Annotated in this window: 18 protein-coding genes; 10 read left to right on the top strand and 8 right to left on the bottom strand. The window is 69.4% G+C overall.

Going from position 1 to position 19837, the window contains the following annotated elements; genetic code table 11:
- The first annotated feature begins 250 nt into the window (after positions 1-250).
- Positions 251-916, top strand: a complete 666-nt coding sequence (gene pnuC, locus ACQ3HE_RS07610) for a nicotinamide riboside transporter PnuC (RefSeq protein ID WP_430892017.1) — start codon at positions 251-253, stop codon at positions 914-916.
- Here pnuC and ACQ3HE_RS07615 read toward each other — a convergent pair.
- Together ACQ3HE_RS07615 and ACQ3HE_RS07620 are read right to left on the bottom strand one after the other, a co-directional pair.
- Complete coding sequence (locus ACQ3HE_RS07615; RefSeq protein WP_430892019.1) at positions 847-2118, bottom strand: sensor histidine kinase; 1272 nt, start codon at positions 2116-2118, stop codon at positions 847-849. The two genes, pnuC and ACQ3HE_RS07615, sit on opposite strands and share 70 nt — an antisense overlap.
- 62 nt (positions 2119-2180) lie before the next feature.
- Positions 2181-2843, bottom strand: a complete 663-nt coding sequence (locus ACQ3HE_RS07620; RefSeq protein ID WP_159877646.1) for a response regulator transcription factor — start codon at positions 2841-2843, stop codon at positions 2181-2183.
- A gap of 200 nt (positions 2844-3043) precedes the next feature.
- On the opposite strand from ACQ3HE_RS07620, the gene ACQ3HE_RS07625 reads away from it, so the two are divergent.
- The 5 genes from ACQ3HE_RS07625 (at position 3044) to ACQ3HE_RS07645 (ending at position 7113) form a co-directional block, all read left to right on the top strand.
- The gene (locus ACQ3HE_RS07625) at positions 3044-3574 is read left to right on the top strand and encodes a hypothetical protein (RefSeq protein WP_430892020.1); all 531 of its coding nucleotides are present in this window, start codon (positions 3044-3046) and stop codon (positions 3572-3574) included.
- Complete coding sequence (locus ACQ3HE_RS07630) at positions 3571-4635, top strand: peptidoglycan-binding protein (protein WP_430892022.1); 1065 nt, start codon at positions 3571-3573, stop codon at positions 4633-4635. Before ACQ3HE_RS07625 ends, ACQ3HE_RS07630 begins: the two co-directional genes overlap by 4 nt.
- A complete protein-coding gene (locus tag ACQ3HE_RS07635; protein ID WP_430892023.1) occupies positions 4632-5363 on the top strand; it encodes an ABC transporter ATP-binding protein in 732 nt (243 codons plus the stop codon). Before ACQ3HE_RS07630 ends, ACQ3HE_RS07635 begins: the two co-directional genes overlap by 4 nt.
- A complete protein-coding gene (locus tag ACQ3HE_RS07640) occupies positions 5360-6571 on the top strand; it encodes an ABC transporter permease (RefSeq protein ID WP_430892024.1) in 1212 nt (403 codons plus the stop codon). The genes ACQ3HE_RS07635 and ACQ3HE_RS07640 overlap by 4 nt, the downstream gene beginning before the upstream one ends.
- Before the next feature lie 86 nt (positions 6572-6657).
- Complete coding sequence (locus tag ACQ3HE_RS07645) at positions 6658-7113, top strand: VOC family protein (protein ID WP_411557853.1); 456 nt, start codon at positions 6658-6660, stop codon at positions 7111-7113.
- A gap of 2 nt (positions 7114-7115) precedes the next feature.
- Here ACQ3HE_RS07645 and ACQ3HE_RS07650 read toward each other — a convergent pair whose 3' ends face one another.
- Positions 7116-7802, bottom strand: a complete 687-nt coding sequence (locus ACQ3HE_RS07650) for a TetR/AcrR family transcriptional regulator (RefSeq protein ID WP_137242351.1) — start codon at positions 7800-7802, stop codon at positions 7116-7118.
- A gap of 151 nt (positions 7803-7953) precedes the next feature.
- Here ACQ3HE_RS07650 and ACQ3HE_RS07655 point away from each other — a divergent pair, with 151 nt between their 5' ends.
- The 3 genes from ACQ3HE_RS07655 to ACQ3HE_RS07665 are packed head-to-tail and all read left to right on the top strand — an operon-like array spanning position 7954 to position 13071.
- Positions 7954-10857, top strand: a complete 2904-nt coding sequence (locus tag ACQ3HE_RS07655) for an MMPL family transporter (RefSeq protein WP_430892025.1) — start codon at positions 7954-7956, stop codon at positions 10855-10857.
- Positions 10854-12896 (top strand): YhgE/Pip family protein, encoded by a 2043-nt coding sequence (locus ACQ3HE_RS07660; protein ID WP_430892026.1) that lies wholly within the window; start codon positions 10854-10856, stop codon positions 12894-12896. The genes ACQ3HE_RS07655 and ACQ3HE_RS07660 overlap by 4 nt, the downstream gene beginning before the upstream one ends.
- A gap of 34 nt (positions 12897-12930) precedes the next feature.
- On the top strand, positions 12931-13071 hold the full coding sequence (locus tag ACQ3HE_RS07665) for a hypothetical protein (protein WP_194643820.1): 141 nt from the start codon (positions 12931-12933) through the stop codon (positions 13069-13071).
- A gap of 193 nt (positions 13072-13264) precedes the next feature.
- On the opposite strand, the gene ACQ3HE_RS07670 is transcribed toward ACQ3HE_RS07665, so the two are convergent.
- The 5 genes from ACQ3HE_RS07670 to ACQ3HE_RS07690 form a co-directional block, all read right to left on the bottom strand.
- Positions 13265-14257 carry an NADP-dependent oxidoreductase gene (locus tag ACQ3HE_RS07670; protein WP_430892027.1) on the bottom strand — a complete coding sequence of 331 codons (993 nt, stop codon included), beginning with the start codon at positions 14255-14257 and terminating at the stop codon, positions 13265-13267.
- Positions 14258-14404: 147 nt separating this feature from the next.
- Complete coding sequence (locus ACQ3HE_RS07675) at positions 14405-15241, bottom strand: carbohydrate ABC transporter permease (protein WP_430892028.1); 837 nt, start codon at positions 15239-15241, stop codon at positions 14405-14407.
- Complete coding sequence (locus tag ACQ3HE_RS07680; protein WP_079705023.1) at positions 15238-16218, bottom strand: carbohydrate ABC transporter permease; 981 nt, start codon at positions 16216-16218, stop codon at positions 15238-15240. Before ACQ3HE_RS07680 ends, ACQ3HE_RS07675 begins: the two co-directional genes overlap by 4 nt.
- 6 nt (positions 16219-16224) lie before the next feature.
- On the bottom strand, positions 16225-17523 hold the full coding sequence (locus tag ACQ3HE_RS07685) for an ABC transporter substrate-binding protein (protein WP_430892029.1): 1299 nt from the start codon (positions 17521-17523) through the stop codon (positions 16225-16227).
- Between the two features lie 112 nt (positions 17524-17635).
- Positions 17636-18868: an aminotransferase class V-fold PLP-dependent enzyme gene (locus ACQ3HE_RS07690; RefSeq protein WP_430892031.1), complete on the bottom strand. Its 1233-nt coding sequence runs from the start codon at positions 18866-18868 to the stop codon at positions 17636-17638.
- Between the two features lie 237 nt (positions 18869-19105).
- On the opposite strand from ACQ3HE_RS07690, the gene ACQ3HE_RS07695 reads away from it, so the two are divergent.
- Positions 19106-19798, top strand: coding sequence for a FadR/GntR family transcriptional regulator (locus ACQ3HE_RS07695; RefSeq protein WP_430892033.1), 693 nt, complete (start codon positions 19106-19108; stop codon positions 19796-19798).
- Positions 19799-19837: the final 39 nt, after the last annotated feature.

Genomic DNA, 19837 nt, shown 5'->3' on the forward strand with positions numbered 1-19837 from the left:
GCCTGTCGAAGCGCCGACCGCCCTTCGACAGGCTCAGGGACCGGAACATTCCGCGGACACCTCGCCCGGTCACTGAGCCACACACTCCTCCCGGTCACTGAGCTTGTCGAAGTGCCCACGAAAGACTTCCTGAGCCGCAGATCGTCACAGAGCCGCCTCCCGATCGGGAGGCGGCTCTGCACGTTGTACGGTGGACCGTCGGTCGCGTGACCGCGCATCATCTGGCAACGGACCCGATCGGAGCACTGCAGTGGGGATCCTCCTCTGGCTCTTCGACGCGACGTTCAGGGTCGGCGACCAGGTGGTCCTCTGGCGGGAGGTCGTCGGCAACCTGTTCGGCCTGGCGAGCGCCCTCGGCGGCATGCGTCGCCGTGCCTGGGCCTGGCCCGTCGGCATCATCGGCAACGCACTCCTCCTGACCGTCTTCCTCGGCGCGGTCTTCCACACGCCGAACCCGACCAACCTCCTCGGGCAGGCGGGCCGCCAGCTCATGTTCATCGTCGTGTCGATCTACGGCTGGGTGCAGTGGCGACGGGTCGAGCGGGTCGAGGCGACGACCGGTCCGGTCGCCGTGATCCGGCCCCGCTGGGCCGGCTGGTGTGTGCGGCTCGTCCTCCTCGGCCTCCTGCTCGGCGGCACGCTGCTCCTGATCCCCGTGTTCCGGGCACTCGGTTCCTACGAGCCGGTCTGGGCCGACGCGTGGATCTTCATGGGCTCCCTGCTCGCGACCTGGGGGATGGCGAAACGCTGGGTGGAGTTCTGGCTCATCTGGGTCGCGGTCGACCTCGTCGGCGTCCCGCTCCTGTTCGGCGCCGGGTACTGGGTCTCGGCGTCGATGTACCTGTTCTACGGGGCGTTCACCCTCGCCGGATTCTTCGTGTGGGCACGGGGCGAGCGCGTCGTCACGGCGCGCTGAGCTGACGCCTCGGTGCCGGCGTCCGGGTCGCTCGGCGGGAACGTGACCGTCACCACCAGCCCGCCCTCCGAGCGCGCGGTGAGCTCGAGCGAAGCCCCGTGCACCTCGGCGATGCTCTCCACGATGGCGAGTCCGAGCCCACGTGACCGCTCCGGTCCGCGCGCGACCCGGCCGCCGGCGCGATAGAACGGTTCGGTGAGCCTCGCGACCACGTCCGCCGGGATCGACTCCCCGGAGTTCTCGACCCGGAGGACCACCGCGCCGCCCGCGGGACCGCCCGACCGGCGCACCGAGACCCGCACGAAGCCGCCGTCGACGTTGTGCCGGACGGCGTTCTGCAGGAGGTTGCCGCACAGCTGGTGCAGCATGGCCTCGTCGCCCCAGACCGCGAGGTCCTGCACCTCGGCCGAGCAGTCGAGCCCGCGCGCTCGAGCCGCGGAGGCGGCGGCGACGCAGGCCTCGGAAGCCAGCTCTCCGAGTGCCACGGTCTCACCCCGCAGCTCCGAGTGCTCGAGGTCGGCGAGGTCGAGGACGGCCTCGACGGTCTGGATGCTGCGCGTGTTCGTCTCACGGAGCCGGGCGATCAGTCCCCTGACGGTCTCGTCGTCGAGGTCGTCGCTGGTCGCCGCGACGTCGAGCATCGCCTGGGTCGTCGCGAGCGGGGTCCGCAGCTCGTGCGAGGCGTTCGCCGCGAACCGTTGGTGGGCGCGGAACGACCGGTCGAGCCGGTCGAGCATGTGGTCGAAGGTGTCGGAGAGGTCGGTGATCTCGTCCCGCGGGCCGGCGAGGGCGACCCGATGGTCGAACGATCCGGTCGCCGCCCGCTGCGCGGCCACGTTGATCTCGTGCAGCGGACGCAGCAGCCGGCCCGACAGGATCCAGCCGCCCCACGCGCTCGCCGCGGCGAGGATGACGAGCACGATGAGCGACCAGACGAGGAGGGTGTTCAGGATGTCACTCTGGTCCGAGACGACGAGTGCCGCTGCACCGTTCGCCGAGGTCAGCCCCTCGGCCGGCTGGTAGGTGGCCGCCCCGGCGACCTCGCTCGGCACGGTCGCCCGCCAACGGGTCGCGCCGTCCATGGCCGCATCGGCCCGCACCGCGGTGATCGCGTACGTCGGGACGTACCGCATGAAGGCGTAGATGAGCGCGAGCATGATCGAGCCGGCGACGGTGAACAGCAGCGCGTACGTCAGCGTCAAGCGCATACGCACTGTCAAGCGGTTCGGGCGGCTGAGCAACCCCGCGGCGTCGGAACGGGGCATCAGTCGCCCTCGATCCGATAGCCCGCGCCCGGGACGGTCGTGATCACCCACGGCGAGCCGAGGCGTCGGCGGAGGTTCGAGATGGTCACCCGGATGGTGTTCGTGAAGGGGTCGACGTTCTCGTCCCAGGCCTTCTCGAGGAGGGTCTCGGCGCTGACGACCCCGCCGTCGGCGAGCAGCAGCTGCTCGAGGACCGCGAACTCCTTCCGCGAGAGCTTCACGTACACGCCGTCGCGGAAGACCTCTCGACGGAACGGGTCGAGTCGCACTCCGGCGCGCTCGAGGACCGGAGGGCGCGACTCCGCCGTGCGCCGGGCGAGCGCGCGGAGCCTGGCCACGAGCTCTGGGAACTCGAACGGCTTCGCGAGGTAGTCGTCTGCTCCGAGCCCCAGTCCCGACACCTTGTCATCGAGACGGCGAGCAGCGGTGAGCATCATGATCCGGACACCGGGGTGCCCGACGACGACTTGCCGACAGACGTCGTCACCGTGGGTGCCCGGCAGGTCCCGGTCGAGGAGCAGGACGTCGTAGTCGTTGATCGTGAGCGCCTCAAGGGCTGCGTCGCCATCGTGGACGAGGTCGGCGGCGATGGCCTCCTGGCGGAGACCGGCTCGGATCGCCTCGGCCAGATAGACCTCGTCCTCGGCAACCAGGACGCGCATGGGGGTTCCTCTCGGGTGGGGTGGGGTGGGGTGGTGATGACACGGGGAGCGTACGGAGGCCGGTCGAGCATCCCCCGAATGTCGGTTATCTATGCTCCCGGGCCGCATGTTCAGAGAACGTCAACGTTTTCCTTGACGCCCGGGCAACGCGCCGCCGAGTGGACTGGTCGTCACCAGTCAGCCCACCCAGAGGAGTGCAGATGTCCGACACCGCCACCGCCCGTTTCACCCGCCGCCCGTTCGGCACGCTCGCCGCACTGATCGCCATCCCGATCCTCGTGGGATCGTTGGCCGCGTGCGCATCGGGCTCACCGGGATCCGAGTCCGGCTCGAAGACGCCGTCCACGGTTCAGAGCTTCGAGGACTGGCAGCTCGCCTTCGCCTCCTGCATGCGCGACGAGGGCGTGGACATGCCCGACCCCAGCAAGGACGGCTCAGGTGCCGCGATCAGTCTCGGCGACGCGGACCAGGAAGCCTTCACGGCTGCGTCCAAGACGTGCACCGACAAGCTCGGGGCCCCGCCCGCACCGTCGGGCGGCGACATGTCCGTCTCGGACCGGTTCGACGAGCAGCTGCAGATGGCCGAGTGCTTCCGTGAGAACGGCATCGACGTCCCCGACCCGGTCAAGGGCGAGGCGATGAGCATTCCGAGCGACGTCCCTGAAGACGTACTCGACGCCTGCGGACTCGACCTGAGCAACAGCAGTTCACTCGGTTCGACCGGCCGATGAGCGCCCGTCGTCGAATCATCGCAGCCCTTTGCGTCGGCACCGTCCTGATCTCGGGCGGCGCCGTCGCGAGCATCGCGATGCTCTCCTCCGCCGAGGCGTCCAACCAGGAGGAGCCCTCGAACACCGTTCGAACGGGCACCGCACCGATCACCGCCGGCGACCTCGCCGGGACGACCCAGGCGACCGGCACCCTCGATTACGCCGATCAGCGGACCATCGGCGGCGGAGCCGGCATCGTCACGGCGGTACCCGCCCCGGGCAGCACCGTGTCGCTCGGCGGCACCCTCTACGCCGTCGCCAACGTCCCGGTCACGCTCCTCCACGGGCCGTTGCCCGCCTGGCGGGCGTTCGAGTCGGGCATGAGCGACGGACCGGACGTCCGGCAACTCGAGATGAGCCTCGCGGCGCTCGGCTACTTCGACCGCGAACCGGACGGCGAGTTCGCCGCGTCGACGGCGCGCGCCATCGAGCGCTGGCAGAAAGCCCTCGGCGTCGAGGAGACCGGACGCCTGGAGCTCGGATCGATCGTCTTCATGCCGGGCGACGTCCGGATCGCATCGGTCGACGCCGCGGTCGGCACCGCCGCATCCGACAAGGTCGTCACCGTGTCATCCCTGAACAAGCGCATCGACGTCCCGCTGAAGCTCGCGGATCAGCGTCTCGGTGTCGTCGGGACCAAGGTCGACGTCAACCTCCCCGGCGGACAGCGGACCACCGGCACGGTCACCGACGTCGGCGTCCCGACCGAGTCGGATGCGGACGGACAGAAGAAGGTCACGATCCCGGTCGGCATCACGCTCGACGATCCGGCGGCCGCAGCCGAGCTGCAGCGCGCGACCGTGACGGTGGGCTTCCCGACGGAACGACGCGAGAACGTCCTCTCCGTCCCGGTGGAAGCGCTCATCGCGATCGACGACGAGACCTTCGGCGTCGAGGTCGTCGAGGGGAAGGGGAAGCGCCGTCAGGTCCCGGTCACGACCGGCCTGTTCGCCGATGGTCGCGTCGAGGTCTCGGGTGACGGCATCCGCGAGGGCCTCGACGTCGTGGTGCCGGTCTCATGACCGACGCCGCGACGACATCGGCAGCGGTACCGCCACCGCCGGCCGGACCGCCGATCATCCACCTCGAGGGGGTCACCCGTGAGTACGGCGAGCCACCCACCCTCGCGCTCGCGGGCGTCGACCTGACGATCGATGAGGGCGAGTTCGTCGCCATCGTCGGGCCGAGCGGCTCCGGCAAGTCGACGATGCTCAACCTCATCGGGACCCTCGACCGGCCCACCGGCGGAACCGCCCGCATCGCGGGCTCGGACGTCGGACGTCTCTCCGATGCGAGGCTCTCGGCCCTCCGTGCGTACCGCATCGGCTTCGTCTTCCAGCAGTTCCACCTGGCCGACGGCTCGACCACGGTCGACAACGTCGCCGACGGCCTCATCTACGCAGGGGTCCCCCGGGCCGAGCGCCGCCGCCGAGCGGTCGTCGCCCTCGAACGCGTCGGCCTCGGACACCGTCTCGGACACCGCCCGACGCAGCTCTCCGGTGGTGAACGCCAACGTGTCGCGATCGCGCGCGCCGTGGTCGGTGACCCGCCGCTGCTCCTCGCCGACGAGCCCACCGGCAACCTGGACTCCGTGTCCGGGGCGAGCATCGTCGAACTGCTGCACGAACTCCACGCAGCGGGCACGACCATCGTCGTGATCACGCACGACGCCGAACTCGCCGCGCGACTCCCCCGCCAGGTGGCGATCCGCGACGGCCGGATCGTGAGCGATTCGGGGCTGGCCGCATGAACGAGGACCACATGAACGCCGACCACGATCGACGGTCGCGGCTCCTCGGTCGCGACATCCTCCGGCTCGGGACGACGGGTCTGCGGGCACGGCCGACGCGCGCGGTCCTGTCCGCCCTCGGGATCGCGATCGGCATCGCGGCGATGATCGCGGTCGTCGGCATCTCCTCATCCAGTCAGGCCAAACTGCAGGCGCAGCTCTCCGCTCTCGGGACGAATCTGCTGACCGTCCAACCGGGCCAGAACCTCTTCGGTGAGGCAGCGACCCTGCCCACGAACACCGTCGGCAAGGTGGGACTGGTCGACGGTGTGGAACAAGCCGGCTCCGCCGCAGTGCTGAACGGCGTCCTCGTCTACCGCAGCAGCCTCATCGACCGGGCGTCGAGTGGGGGCCTCGGCGCAGCGGCGGTGACGGAGAGCCTGTTGGACGTCGTGGGCGGTACCCTCGCCACCGGTGAGTGGCTGAACCGGGCGACGGCGAGCTACCCCGCGGTCGTCCTGGGGTCGAAAGCCGCGGAACGGCTGGGTATCGCTACGGTCGGCTCGATGATCCAGCTCGGCGACCAGTACTTCACGGTGGTGGGCATCCTGGATCCGCTCGACCTCGCCCCGGAACTCGACACCACGGTGATGATCGGTGAGACCGTCGCCGCCGAACGCTTCGGGTACGACGGCAAACCGACCACGGTCTACGAACGGTCCTCCGACGAACGCGTCGAGGCCGTCCGCGAGCTCCTCCCCCGCACCGTGAACCCTGCTGCACCCGAGGAGGTCGAGGTCTCAAGGCCGTCGGACGCCCTCGCCGCCAAGCAGGCTGCCGATCAAGCCTTCACCGGTCTCCTCCTCGGACTCGGCTCCGTCGCCCTGCTCGTCGGCGGCATCGGGGTGGCGAACACGATGGTCATCTCGGTCCTGGAACGCCGACGCGAGATCGGCCTCCGTCGCGCCCTCGGGGCCACGCGGGGCCACATCCGGTCTCAGTTCCTCACCGAGGCACTCCTCCTCTCCGCGCTCGGCGGGGTCGCGGGCGCCGCGATCGGTACCGGCGTCACGAGCGTCGTCGCCGCGGTGAACGACTGGCCGACGGCGGTACCCCCGGAGGTGCTGCTCGCGGGCGTCGGCGCGACCCTGGTGATCGGGGCGATCGCCGGCCTCTACCCGGCGATCCGAGCAGCCAGGACGCCACCGACCTCGGCCCTCAGCGGCTGAGTCGGGGCCGCCGCCTGACTGCTCCGACGCGGGCCCGCTCCAGGAGACCCTGGATCGGGCCCGCGCGGCCGGGTAGCGTGCAGCCCATGGACATCAGACTCGAGAACGTCGGGATCGCGGTCCGCGACCTCGAGGCGACGATCGCCTTCTTCACCGACCTCGGCCTCACCGTACTCGGCCGCGACACGGTGAGCGGCGAGTGGGCCGACACGGCCGTGGGCCTCGACGGCAATCACGCCAGGATCGCGATGTTGCAGACGCCGGACGGTCACGGACGCCTCGAACTCTTCGAGTACCTCCACCCGGACGCGATCGAGACCGAGCCGACACTGCCGAACGAGATCGGCATGCACCGCGTCGCATTCGCCGTCGACGACATCGACGAGGCGCTGGCGATCACCGCCAGACACGGCTGCTTCCCGCTCCGTGGCGTGGCGGACTATCAGGGCGTCTACAAGCTCAGCTATGTGCGCGGGCCGAGCGGCATCATCGTCATGCTGGCCCAGGCGCTGCAGCCGGATCGAGCCGGCGAGTCGGCCTGAGGTCAGTCGGCGATCGACTCAGTGAGGGCGCGGACGATGGCCGGGAGCGTGCGCATCGCGAGCTCGCGCGGTGAGCCCTCATCGCCGTCCGGGTCCATGAGCACGGCCGTCTGGATGGCCGACTCGTAGAGGGCGACGACGATGTTCGCGATGTCGGGCGTCGGGATCGTGAACCGGACGTGTGCGAGTCCGGCAGCCTGGTCGAGCCACGCGGCGAGCTGTCGGCCAGCGCTCTCCTGGTGCTGCAGGTAGCGGGCTGCAACGTCGGCGTCGCGCATCGCCAGCATCCGGAACTCCGACTGCACGAGGCACCAGCGGCGGTCGTCCGGCTGGAGTTCGAGGAAGGCACGGATCAGGGCCTCGAGCGAACCCTCGGTGTAGCGGCCCGCCGCATCGAGGAGCGACGGGCTGACCGCCTGCAGTCCGGCCTCCAGACGATCGAGTCGGAGCTGGTTCTCGCGTGACTCGAGGGCGAAGAACAGCTCCTCCTTCGAGTCGAAGTTGGAGTAGAAGGCGCCGCGGGTGAAGCCCGCGCGCTCACTGATCTGCTCGACCGACGCCGCGTGCACGCCGAACTCGGCGAAGACCTCGTAGGCGGCGTCGACGAGTCGCTCGCGCGTCCGCTGCCGACGCGCAGACTCGACCGGCGCTTCGTCGCTCGGGGACTCGACCGCTTCGTGCACGCGCATCCTGACACCTTACTGACAGCTCGACCGACTTCTTGCCGATACACCACTGTATCCAATACAGTCGTGTATCGGATACACCGCTGTATCGATCCTGTCCGAACATCTCCGTCGGCTCGCCTGCAAGCAGCGCCGACCCCCCTAGGAGCGACGCATGTCCTCACTGCTCTACACCCTCGGCCGCTGGGCGTTCGGCGCCCGCAAGCTCGTGCTGATCCTCTGGATCGCCGTGCTCGCCCTCGCCGGTGGCGGCGCGCTGCTCTTCAATCAGGGGACCGACAACGCCTTCTCCATCCCCGGCACGGAGTCGCAGGAGGCGCTCGACTCGCTCGACCACACCTTCCCGCAGGTGGCCGGTGCCTCGGCGCAGATCATCGTCGTCGCACCGAAGGGCGACACCGTCGAGGACGCCGGGGTCCGGTCGGCGATCGACGACGCCGTCACCGCCCTGGGCGACATCGGGCAGGTCGAGCAGGCGGTCTCCCCCTTCGACGAGAACGTGACGGGGGCGGTCTCGGAGGATCAGCGGGCGGCGCTCATCTCGATCCAGTTCGACGGCGCGCAGACCGACATCACCGCCGCCACGATCAGCGACGTCGAGGACGCGGAGGCGAGCCTCGCGAAGGCCCTCCCGGCCGGCGCCGAGTCGTCCCTCGGCGGGCAGCTCTTCAGCAACAGCCTGCCGACGTTGAGTGTCATCGAGCTCGTCGGCGTGGTCGTCGCGCTCGTCGTCCTCATCCTCACCTTCGGCTCCTTCCTCGCCGCGGGCATGCCGCTCATCACCGCACTGCTCGGGGTCGGCATCTCGATGGCGCTCATCTTCGTGGCGACGGTCTTCGGGCCGATCTCCTCCACGACACCGATGCTCGCGCTCATGCTCGGCCTGGCCGTCGGCATCGACTACGCGCTGTTCATCATCTCGAGACACCAGGACGGCCTGCGCAGCGGGCTCGACCCGGCCGAATCAGCCGCCCGCGCCACCGCGACGGCCGGTTCCGCCGTCATCTTCGCGGGCCTCACGGTCATCATCGCCCTGCTCGGGCTGGCGGTCGCGAACATCCCGTTCCTCACGACGATGGGTGTCGCCGCGGCTGTCGGTGTCGCGATCGCGGTCGTCATCTCGCTCACCCTCATCCCGGCCATGCTCGGCTTCGCCGGCGAACGCCTCCGGCCCAAGGCGAAGCGGGCCAGGAAGCGCGCGGCGGCCCGGGGCGCTGCCGAGCCGGTCGACGGCCCACAGGACTCGGTCCCTGAGCCCCACAACGCTATCCCTGAGCACCACTACGCGGTCCCTGAGCACCACACCGCGGCCCCTGAGCACCACACCGCGGCCCCTGAGCACCACAACGCGGTCCCTGAGCCTGTCGAAGGGCACCCCAACCGCTTCTTCCTCGGCTGGGTGCGCGGCGTCACGCGGCTCCCCATCGTCACGATCGTCGCCGTCGTCGCTGTCCTGGGCGCCCTCGCCATCCCCGCCCTGTCGCTGCGACTCGCGCTCCCCGACGCCGGTTCCCTGCCGGAGGGCGACGGAGCCCGCACGACATACGACCTCGTCTCCGAGCACTTCGGTGAGGGCTTCAACGGGCCACTCATCGTCACCGGCGGCATCGTCGGCAGTACCGACCCGCTCGGACTCATGGCTGACCTCAAGCAGGAGATCGAGGGACTCGACGGCGTCGCCGCCGTCCCGCTCGCCACCCCCAACGCGACGGCCGACACCGGGATCATCCAGGTCATCCCGAGCGGCAGTCCCGACTCCCAGGCGACGAAGGACCTCGTCGCCGAGATCCGAGGACTGCACCAGTACTTCCAGGACGAGTACGACGTCGACCTCCAGGTCACCGGGTTCACGGCCATCGGCATCGACATCTCCGACCGCCTCGGCGGCGCCCTCCTCCCCTTCGGTCTGATCGTCGTCGGCCTGTCGCTCGTGCTCCTGACGATGGTCTTCCGCTCCATCTGGGTGCCGATCAAGGCGACCCTCGGCTACCTGCTGTCGGTCGCCGCGTCGTTCGGCGTCGTGGCCCTCGTCTTCGAGCACGGCGTGTTCGCCGAGGCCCTCCACGTCGCGAGGACCGGTCCGGTGATCAGCTTCATGCCGATCATCCTCATGGGTGTCCTGTTCGGACTCGCGATGGACTACGAGGTCTTCCTCGTCTCCCGGATGCGCGAGGACTTCGTCCATTCGGGACTCGCGAGGCGATCCGTCGAGACCGGCTTCCTCGGCTCGGCGAAGGTCGTCACCGCCGCCGCCGTCATCATGTTCGCGGTCTTCGCCGCCTTCGTGCCGGAGGGCGACACGAACATCAAACCCATCGCCCTGGGGCTCGCGGTCGGCGTCTTCGTCGACGCGTTCATCGTGCGCATGACCCTCGTGCCGGCGGTGCTCGCGCTCCTCGGCGACCACGCCTGGTACCTGCCGAAGTGGCTCGACCGCATCCTGCCGTCGTTCGACGTCGAGGGTGAGGGGCTGCAGCGCGAACTCGAGCTGCGCGAGTGGCGCAACGGTGACGAGGTCGCGATCGCCGCAGCAGGGGTCACCCTGGCCGGTGCGGACGGCCCGCTGTACGAGGACGTCGACACGACCGTCGCCGTCGGTGGCGTGCTCGCGGTGCAGGGCGCGCGCCCGGTCTCGGTCACCGCCCTCCTGCTGACGCTGGCCGGTCGCCTCGAACCCGACCACGGTCGGCTCAAGGTCGCCGGTCTGGTACTGCCGGTCCGCGCTGGGGCCGTCCGGTCCCGCGTCGCGTACGTCCGTCTCGACCACGGCGAACCCGTCGGGACGCTCGCTTCGGCGCTGGCCGAACGCCCGGCCGTCATCGTCCTCGACGGCGTCGACACCGTGCCGGACGACGACACGAGACGCGGACTGTACGAGCGCCTGCTGACGGCGACCAGGGCCGCAGAACGCACACGTCGGCCGCTCACGATCGTCGTCGGCACCGCGGACGCGTCCTCGCTCGCCGACGTCCTGCCGACCACGGCGCCGGAGGTACTCGACCTCGACCGCGCCGCCTCCACTCCCACCGCCATCGCTGAATCGAAGGTCGACGCATGAGCACCATCCTGAACCGCCTCGAACGGGCCCGCTCCGGCAAGGGCATCACGGTCGTCTCGATCATCGGCCTCATCCTCGTGCCGCTCGTCATCGCGGGCGGCCTCGTCTGGGCGCTGTGGAACCCGGCGGAACGACTCGGTCAGGTGACCGCCGCCATCGTGAACGACGACAAGCCGGTGACCGTCAACGGCCAGACCGTGCCCCTCGGACGCCAGCTCTCCGCGGGCCTCGTCGACGGCGACCAGAAGACCAACTACACCTGGGTCATCACCGACGCATCCGACGCGAAGGCGGGCCTCGCCGACGGTTCGTACACGGCCGTCGTGACGATCCCGGAGAACTTCTCGAAGGCGGCGACCTCGTTCTCCGGCGACGCCGCCGACGCCGAGCGCGCCCGCCTCGACGTGACGACGAGCGACCGCAGCAAGCTCGTCGACGACGCGATCTCCCAGACGATCACGCAGACCGCGGCCTCGCTCCTCGGTCGGCAGCTCACCACCACCTACCTCGAGAACGTCTACGTCGGGTTCAACACCCTCCACGACCAGCTCGGCGAGGCCGCCGACGGCGCGAAGCAGCTCTCGACGGGCGGACTCTCGCTCGCGCAGGGTGCGCAGCAACTCGCGAACGGCACCACGCAGTTGGCCACAGGCGCGACGCAGTTGTCGTCGGGGGCGACGCAGCTGAGTGACGGCGTGGATGCGCTGGCCGACGGCGCCACGCAGCTGTCCGCCGGTGCGACGCAGCTGAGCGGCGGCGCGAGCCAGCTCGCGAGCGGTGCGGCGACCCTGTACGCCGGCACGCAGGGTGACGGAAGCACGGAGAACCCGGGGCTGGTCGGCGCGGCCGATGGGCTCGCCGAGGCGGCGATCGGAACCTCCCGCGTCGCCGACGCGACGAAGGCTGCGGCGACGTCCGTGGCGGCTCGCTGCCTGGACCCGGTGAAGGCGGCAGCGCTGACGGCGATCGACTCGACGCTGTGCACGGACATCCTCACGACCTTCGGCACCGCCACCGCCCTCACCGACGGTGACACCTCGACCGGGTACCCCGGCACCACCTCCCTGGCGACGAAGACCAAGCAGTTCGCCGACCAGATGCCCGCACTCGTCGACGGCATCGCCAAGATCAACACCGCGGCGGCGCAGATCGCGGCGGGCGCAGCAGGCCTCGCTGACGGTGCGTCCCAAGCGGCGACCGGGACGGCGCAGCTGCAGACGGGTGCGTCCGCACTCGCCGACGGCGCGGCGCAGTCGGCGACCGGCACCACCCAGCTCGCCGACGCGTCGAACCAGCTCGCGTCGGGGGCCGGGACCCTGTCCGGCGGGATCACCTCGCTCGCGTCCGGCCTGCAGAGCGCGGTCGACAGTCTCCCGACCTACACGAGCTCCGACCGACAGACGCTCGCGGACGTCGTCGCCGACCCGGTCTCGGCCGGCGATTCGGCGACCGTGTCCTTCGGCACGAACAGCGCTCCCTTCTACGCCGTCCTCGCCCTCTGGCTGGGTGCGCTCGCGAGCTTCCTCGTGCTGCGGCCGGTCCCCTCGCGGGCGTTCGGGTCCACGCGGTCCTCGTTGCGGCTCGCACTCGGTGCCTTCGTGCCGGCGGGGGCGATCGGGATGCTGCAGGGCCTGCTCGTCGCCGTGATCACCGCACCGCTGCTCGACCTGGACCCCTCCGGGTGGACCGCCTTCGCCGGGATCGCCGTGCTCGCGGGCCTCGTGTTCGCCGCGGCGAACCAAGCCCTCAACGCCCTCTTCGGCGGTGCGGGACGGTTCATCTCGATGATCGTCGCCATCATCGGCCTGGCGACCGGGATCATCGCGACGGTTCCCCAGGTGCTCGACCAGATCCTCACCTTCCTGCCGATCGCACCGGCGCTCGGTGGCCTGCAGGCGATCGCGATCGGCGACACGGGAGCAGCGGCCGGCGTCGTCGGCCTCGTCCTCTGGCTTTTCGGATCGCTCGCCGCGACGACGTTCGCGATCGCCCGGGCGAGGACCACCTCGGTGAAGGCGCTCGTCCCGGCCGTCGCCTGATGCCCGGCGAGAACCCCGCCGGTAGGCTGGGGTGATGAGCAGCAGCGAAGACCGGGAACTGGCCGAATGGGGCGAGCAGCGCAAGCGTCGTCAGCGGCTCGTCGCCTGGGTCCTCGTCGTCGCGCTCGTCCTCGGTGGAGGCGGCGCGACCGTCCTCGGCTTCATCTTCAACTAGCCCCGCCCTCCCTGCCCGGTCGCCAGCGCGGTGCGCTGACGCGAGCGCGCCCCACATGCGCGAGCGCGGGTCTCCGGAGGGTCGCGCTCACGCCCTGGACCCGCGCCCACGCCGGGACGGAGCATCTCGGATCAGCGCACCGCGCTGGCGCCGGAACCCGACGTCTCGGGTCAGCGCACCGCGCTGACCGTCGTCAGGGTCGGGCGTCGTGCAGGTCTCGCTGCTTGACGATGCGCTCCGGGTTCGCAGGGCGCATACCGACGATGATCTTGCCCCGCGCGTGCAGCCGCTCGAGATCCTCGAACGCGTCGATGATCAGGTCGAACGGGTAGAACGCCGAGACGACGACCTTCAACGCGTGGTCGGCGGCATACTCCGCGAGACGTTGCAGCTGCTTCGTGGCGTGCGCGGCGAACTCCTCGTCCGGCTCGAGTGCGGCGAGCTCGATGGCCTTTCGATCCTCGCTCGACCGGTACTTCTCCGGTGGAACACCGAGCTCGAACGCGAGCTCCTGGCCGTCCTGACCGAAGTTGTCGATGAACGCCGTCACACCTTCGGGCGCGAGCTTGCGGATCCGATCCGCCATGCCCTCGCCATAGACGACCGGCTTGACGCCCTGCTCCCGCAGGAAGTCGTGATTGCGCTCACCGCACGTGCCGATGACCCGCACGCCCGCGAACTTCGCCAGCTGCGCCTCGATGTTCCCGACCCCACCGGCCGCCGCCGAGATGACGAGGGTGTCACCCTGCTTGAGGTGCAGCCCGTCGAGCGTGTCGAGCGCCGTCAGTCCTGCGAGGTAGAGCCCGCCGGCCTCCTCCCAACTCACCCGTTTCGGCTTGCGGACGAGCGATGCCGCCGGGACGACGACCTGCGTGGCGTGGGCGCCGCGGACGGCGTGGCCGATCACCTCGTCGCCCCGCTTCCAGCCCTCGACGCCGGTCCCGACCTCGCGGACCAATCCGGCGAAGTCGCTCCCCTGCCCCGTCGGCAGCTCGATCGGCACCGTCTCGGCGAGGTGCCCCTCGCGGACGAACGCCTCGATGTGGTTGATGCCGCTCGCGAGGACGTCGACCACGACCTCGCCCCATCTGGGATGCGGCATCTCGGACTCGATGAACTCGAGTACGTCGGGCCCGCCGTAGCGGGCATAGCGGAGTGACCTCGTCGTCTGCTTCGAACCGAACATGGTTCATCTTCCACCTGGTGTTCGCTAGACGGTCGAACTATCAGCTGGCTTGCAGGTTCGATGGTCGAACCGTCATGACGACGCCCGCTCGCCCAGGCGTGGGCGAACGGACGTCGGGTCACCCGAAAGTGGCCGGGTGGTACGGGGTCAGCCCTTCACCGCTCCAGCGGTCAGGCCCTGCACGATGTACCGGCTCGCGAACGCGAACAGCACCATCGTCGGGATGATCGTCAGCACGGCGGCCGCCGACATGGAACCCCAGTCGATGTTGTAGCTCGTGATGAAGCCGTTGAGCGCCGTCGGGATCGTCTTGTTCGCATCGCTGTTGATGAGCGTCACCGACAGGAACAGCTCGTTCCAACAATTCACGAAGTTGAAGATGAACGCCGCCACGATCCCGGGCTTCAGCACCGGGACGAGCACCCGGAAGAGCGCGCCGAACCGCGAGCAGCCGTCGATCATGGCCGCCTCCTCGAGGGCGTCGGGGATGTTCTCGAAGAACCCTCGGAGCATGACGGTGCAGAACGGGATGCACACCGCGATGTAGATGAGGATGAGCCCGAACCGGTTGTCGACGAGCTTGAGCTGCGTCATCAGCAGGTAGAGCGGGCCGAGCGCGATGAACGACGGGATCATCTGCGTGGCAAGGAACGCCAGCAGGATCGCCCCCTTGCTCCGGAACTCGAACCGCGCCAACACGTATGCCGACAGCATGGAGATGAAGGTCGCCACGACGGCTGCGATCGTCGCCACGATGAGGCTGTTGACGACGTAGGTGCCGAACTGCGCCTTGCCGAACAGGCCGAGGTAGTTCTCGATCGAGAACACCTCCGGCCAGTACGTCAGCGGGTAGGAGAAGATCGCGCCCGGCTTCTTGAAGGAGGTGACGACGATCCAGTACAGCGGGAACACCGTGATGACGAGCCAGAGCCCGAGGAAGAGGAACTTGACGACCTTCGCGGTCCGTGTCTCCTGGTCGATCATGCCTTCACCTTCTTCTCACGCATGGACAGCAGGTAGAACGCGGTGAACACCAGCAGGATCGCGACGACGATGAGGCCGATCGCGGAGGCCCGGCCGTAGTCGCCGCGCTGGGTGGTCGCGATCATCCAGGTCGTCAGGATGTGGGTCTGGTTCGCCGGACCGCCGCCCGTCATGCCGTAGATGATGTCGGGGAAGTTGAAGATCCAGATGACCCGGAGCAGCACCGTGAGGGCGAGCGTCGTGCGGATGTACGGGATCGTGATCTGGAAGAGCATGCGCGCCTTGCCCGCGCCGTCGAGCGCTGCGGCCTCGAAGAGGTCCTCCGGCACCGACTGCAGGGCGGCGAGGATCATGATCGCGAAGAAGGTGACGCCGTACCAGACGTTCGCGACGATGACGGCGAACATCGCGGTGTTCGGGTCGGCCAGCCACGGGATCGGGGTGTCGATCAGCCCGACCTTCTGGAGCAGGTCGTTGATCACGCCGAACTCGCTGTTGAACATCCAGCGGAACAGGATGCCGATGAGGAAGCCCGAGATGGCCCACGGGAAGAAGATCATCGCCTGGTAGAGACCGCGGAAACGGAACTTCCGGCGCAGCCACAGGGCGATGCCGAAGCCGATGACGAATTGCGGGACGATCGACGCCACGACCCAGAGCACGGTGTTCGCGACGACCTTGCCGAAGGCGGGGTCGGCGAAGACGGCCAGGAAGTTGGCGAAGCCCACCCACGAGGTGTCGGTGAGGTTGGCGAGGTTCCAGTTGCGGAACGCCATCTGCGAGCCGGCGATCATCGGGTAGTAGATGAAGATCGCCACGAAGATGAACGCGGGGGCGAGGAAGGCGAGGAGGCCGAAGCCGCGGCGCACCGTGAAGGTGCGCCGCCGACGCCCGCCGGCGGTCCGCGAGGGACCGGCCGGGGGTGTCGGGGTCGCACGCTGCTGCGTGCGACCCGCTTCGTCAGTGGTGGTCGTCATGGACGGTTACTCGCTCTTCCACTTCTCGGTCCAGTACTCGTCCCAGCCCGCGAGGAGCTTCTCCGGCGTCAGCTGGCCGATGAGGACCTGCTGGATCTCCGAGTCGGACTTCTGGATCCACTCGGTCCACCAGGAGGAGCCGCGCGGCTGCGTGACGCTCAGGTAGGTGTCCGGGTTCTCGTTCATGGTGACGTAGCTGGCCCACGGGCCGGTCTTGTAGAAGTCGCTGTCCGCCGCGCTCTTGACGATCGGGACGAGGCTGTTCTCCTGGGCGAAGGTGGTGGCCTGCTTGTCCTCGGAGAGGAACTCGATGAGCTTCGCGGCCTCGGCCTTGTGCTCGCTCGACGCCGCCGTGCCCCAGCCCGCGGTCGCCATGGGCTGCGCGGCCTTGCCGGTCGGACCGGTCAACAGCGGAGCGGTGCTCCACTGCTCGGCCGTGATCGCCTCGGACTGCTCGACGGTCGCGATGACCTCCGGGTCCTGCAGGAGGAACGCGGTCGAACCGTTCGAGAAGCCTTCGACCATCTCGGGGTAGCCCCATGCGACGGACGACGGCGGCGAAGCCTCCTTGAAGAGGTCGAAGTAGGTGTTGACGGCGTCGAGCGCCTCCGGTGCGGAGAAGATCGTGTCGCCGTTGGTCAGCTTGAACGCGTTCTCAGTGTCGAGGTCGTCGGCGACGTAGGCCTCGATGGCCGCGACGACGTTGCTGTTCGCGTTGGTGCCGCCGCGGAAGGCGTAGCCGAACTGGTTCTTCGAGGGGTCCTGGATCGCCGAGGCCTGCTCGAGGAGGTCGTCCCAGCTCTTCGGGGGCCCGTCGAAACCGGCTTCCTTGATGAGGTCGGTGCGGTAGAACAGGCTCAGCCCGTAGAAGCCGTAGGGCACGTAGTAGACCTTGCCGTCCTCGCCCTTCGCGTACTTCGTCGCGTTGTCGGTGAGGTCGTCCCAGCCCCTCCAGTCCTCGAGCTCGCCGCTCATGTCATCGAGCCAGCCGTTCGTGGAGAAGGGGCCGACGGTGATGTCGCGGACCTCGAGCACGTCGACGCCGGAGCCGGACTGCAGCATCTGGGTGATCTTCTGGTCCGCCTGGTCGGTCGGCGGCGAGATGAGCTCGACCTTGATCTTCGGGTTGTCGGCCTCGAAGTCCGCGATGAGCGACTTCAGGACCTCGGTCCGGGCGGGATTGGTCAGGCTCTCGACCATCTGCAGGGTGACGGTGCCGTCGCTCGCGCCGCCGGCACAGGCCGACAGGGCGAGGCCGGTGACGACGGACAGGCCGATGGCTGCCGTTGCGCGTGACTTCCTCATGCTCGCTTCTCCTTTGAGTGGTGCTGGTGGGGGTGCTGCGGGGGTGGGTGCTGTGGTGCCGGTGCGGTGCGGTGGTGCGGGTGTGGCGGTGTCGGGTCGGGCGGTTCCGCGCTCAGCTCGTGGCCGCGCGCTCCTCGTCGGCCCATCGCGCGAGCACCGGGACGGCGTGCTCGGCGAAGTGTTCGAAGTCCTCGGGGGCGTTGTAGACGTGGGTGGAGAGTCGGACGTAGCCGATCCCGTCGAGGCTCGTGAACGCGCCCTCGACCCCGAGCTCGGCGGAGACGCGGTCGCGGAGCCCGTCGGCGGTCGCGTGGGTCGTCGCGAGGCCGGTCGGGAGCTTGACGAGCCGGAGGGCGTTGACGGGCATGCCCACGTCGACGTGGCTGTCCTCGCCGGTGATGGCGGTCACGGCGTCGGCGACCACCTCGACGGCGTAGTCGGCGAGCTCGGTCATGTAGTCCCTGGCGGCGGACCAGCCCCACATGTCCTCGATGAACCCGAGCGAGGTCGCCGCGGCGAGGTAGCTCGTGACGTCGACCGTGCCCTGGGTGTCGAAGCGCTGTGGGAACGGGTACGGCGAACCCCAGGAGTCGATGAGCGGGTAGAGCTCCTGCGCGAGCGGGCTGCGGGCGACGAGGACGGCGGCACCGCGCGGGGCGCACCCGAACTTGTGCAGGTTGCCGACCCAGAAGTCGCAGTCGAGGTCGCGCATGGGGTCGGCGTAGAGGCCGGGGACGTGCGCGGCGTCGACGAGCGTGGGGATGCCGGCGGCACGCGCGGTGGTGGCGATCTGCTGGACCGGCAGGAGTCGGGCGGTCGGCGAGGTGATCTGGTCCATCACGATGAGGGCCGTGCGGTCGCTGAACTCGGCGACGACGGCGTCGTGGGCGGTCTGCGCGTCGGCGTCGAGCGGGATGCGGGCGGTCCGGACGGTGCCGCCCCAGCGACGCGCGAGTCGCTCGGCCCCCATCGTGACGGCGCCGTAGCCGTGGTCGGTGACGATGATCTCGAGGCCGCGCTGCACGGGGAGGCTGGAGAAGACGACGCTCGCTCCGGCGCTCGCGTTCGGAACCATGGCGAGCTGGTCGACGGACGCCCCGAGGAAGTCGGCGATCCCGACACGGGCCGCGCCGACCTTGGCCGGGAGGGCCGGGAACCAGGTGAGGGGTGCCGCCTCCATCTCGCGGCGGAGGGCCTGCTGGTGCTCCTGCGCGACGATCGGGACCGCCCCGAAGGATCCGTGGTTGATGTGACGCTTGGTCGGATCCAGCGTCCACCCGGCCGTTGCCGGTCGGCCGTCGCCGAGCGTGAGCGGCGCTGGCCGTGCGATGGTGCGAGTGTCCACAGTGACGTTCCTCCGAGTCGATTATGCAGTGGATTGTCCGATAACCATAGGGGCAACGTTTGATGACTTGGGTTTCTGTCGTGTTACAAGTGATCACTCAGGTCATTTCGGGATCGACTCATCGGATGACTTGACGTTCGAGCATGGATTCATCGGACGTCTCGCGGCCCAGAGCGGCTCGCGGATCATCGGTGAGGGCCCGCTACGATGGCGGGACGACCCCTGAGGAGGAGCCGCATGTCCGCAGTCGACACCGCGTTCCACGGCCTGCGACACATGATCGCGTCGGGACGGCTCGCGGCGGGGCAGCGGTTCCCGGCCGAGAATGAGCTCTGCGACGAACTCGGCGTGTCCCGCGGGTCCCTGCGTGAGGCCGTCCGCATGCTGGCCGCCCTCGGGATCATCGAGTCCCGGCACGGCTCGGGCACCTACGTGTCGATGCTCCGGCCCGAGGAGATCATCGGCAGCCTGTCGCTCACGGTCGACCTCCTCCCCCTCGACGGTCTCCTGCAGATGTACGAGCTGCGGCGGGTGCTCGAGACCCATGCCACCTCGCAGGCGGCTGCTCGCGCGAGCGACGAGGTGCGCGCCGAACTCGCCGAACTCGTGGAGGCGATGGAACGGACGACCGACCCCGCCGAGTCGAGCGAGCTGGACCACCGGTTCCACGAACTCATCGCGCGGACGGCCGGGAACGCCACGCTGACGGCCCTGCTGCAGGTCTTCCGGTCGCGCTCGCGTGCCTATGACGTCTTCAGCCTCCCCGCCGGCGACGAGCTGCGTCGCGTCAGCAACCGCGGACACCGGGCGATGACCGAGGCGATCATCTCGCGCGACCCCGTCGGGGCGGCCGGGGCGGCGTCAGCGCACGTCGCGCAGACCGAGGAGTGGTTGCGGGTCCTGCAGCCGCCGGCGACCCCCGCCGACTGAGGTCTGGTTGCGCCAGCGCGGTGCGCTGACGTCAGCGCG

The organism is Plantibacter auratus (assembly GCF_050587365.1).
GTDB classification, from domain to species: domain Bacteria; phylum Actinomycetota; class Actinomycetes; order Actinomycetales; family Microbacteriaceae; genus Plantibacter; species Plantibacter auratus.

Bases quoted from the DNA above. Each gene is read 5' to 3' on its own strand.
- ACQ3HE_RS07620 (WP_159877646.1), bottom strand. From the start codon at position 2,843: ATGCGCGTCCTGGTTGCCGAGGACGAGGTCTATCTGGCCGAGGCGATC.
- ACQ3HE_RS07625 (WP_430892020.1), top strand. From the start codon at position 3,044: ATGTCCGACACCGCCACCGCCCGTTTCACCCGCCGCCCGTTCGGCACG.
- ACQ3HE_RS07630 (WP_430892022.1), top strand. From the start codon at position 3,571: ATGAGCGCCCGTCGTCGAATCATCGCAGCCCTTTGCGTCGGCACCGTC.
- ACQ3HE_RS07635 (WP_430892023.1), top strand. From the start codon at position 4,632: ATGACCGACGCCGCGACGACATCGGCAGCGGTACCGCCACCGCCGGCC.
- ACQ3HE_RS07640 (WP_430892024.1), top strand. From the start codon at position 5,360: ATGAACGAGGACCACATGAACGCCGACCACGATCGACGGTCGCGGCTC.
- ACQ3HE_RS07645 (WP_411557853.1), top strand. From the start codon at position 6,658: ATGGACATCAGACTCGAGAACGTCGGGATCGCGGTCCGCGACCTCGAG.
- ACQ3HE_RS07650 (WP_137242351.1), bottom strand. From the start codon at position 7,802: ATGCGCGTGCACGAAGCGGTCGAGTCCCCGAGCGACGAAGCGCCGGTC.
- ACQ3HE_RS07655 (WP_430892025.1), top strand. From the start codon at position 7,954: ATGTCCTCACTGCTCTACACCCTCGGCCGCTGGGCGTTCGGCGCCCGC.
- ACQ3HE_RS07660 (WP_430892026.1), top strand. From the start codon at position 10,854: ATGAGCACCATCCTGAACCGCCTCGAACGGGCCCGCTCCGGCAAGGGC.
- ACQ3HE_RS07665 (WP_194643820.1), top strand. From the start codon at position 12,931: ATGAGCAGCAGCGAAGACCGGGAACTGGCCGAATGGGGCGAGCAGCGC.
- ACQ3HE_RS07670 (WP_430892027.1), bottom strand. From the start codon at position 14,257: ATGTTCGGTTCGAAGCAGACGACGAGGTCACTCCGCTATGCCCGCTAC.
- ACQ3HE_RS07675 (WP_430892028.1), bottom strand. From the start codon at position 15,241: ATGATCGACCAGGAGACACGGACCGCGAAGGTCGTCAAGTTCCTCTTC.
- ACQ3HE_RS07680 (WP_079705023.1), bottom strand. From the start codon at position 16,218: ATGACGACCACCACTGACGAAGCGGGTCGCACGCAGCAGCGTGCGACC.
- ACQ3HE_RS07685 (WP_430892029.1), bottom strand. From the start codon at position 17,523: ATGAGGAAGTCACGCGCAACGGCAGCCATCGGCCTGTCCGTCGTCACC.
- ACQ3HE_RS07695 (WP_430892033.1), top strand. From the start codon at position 19,106: ATGTCCGCAGTCGACACCGCGTTCCACGGCCTGCGACACATGATCGCG.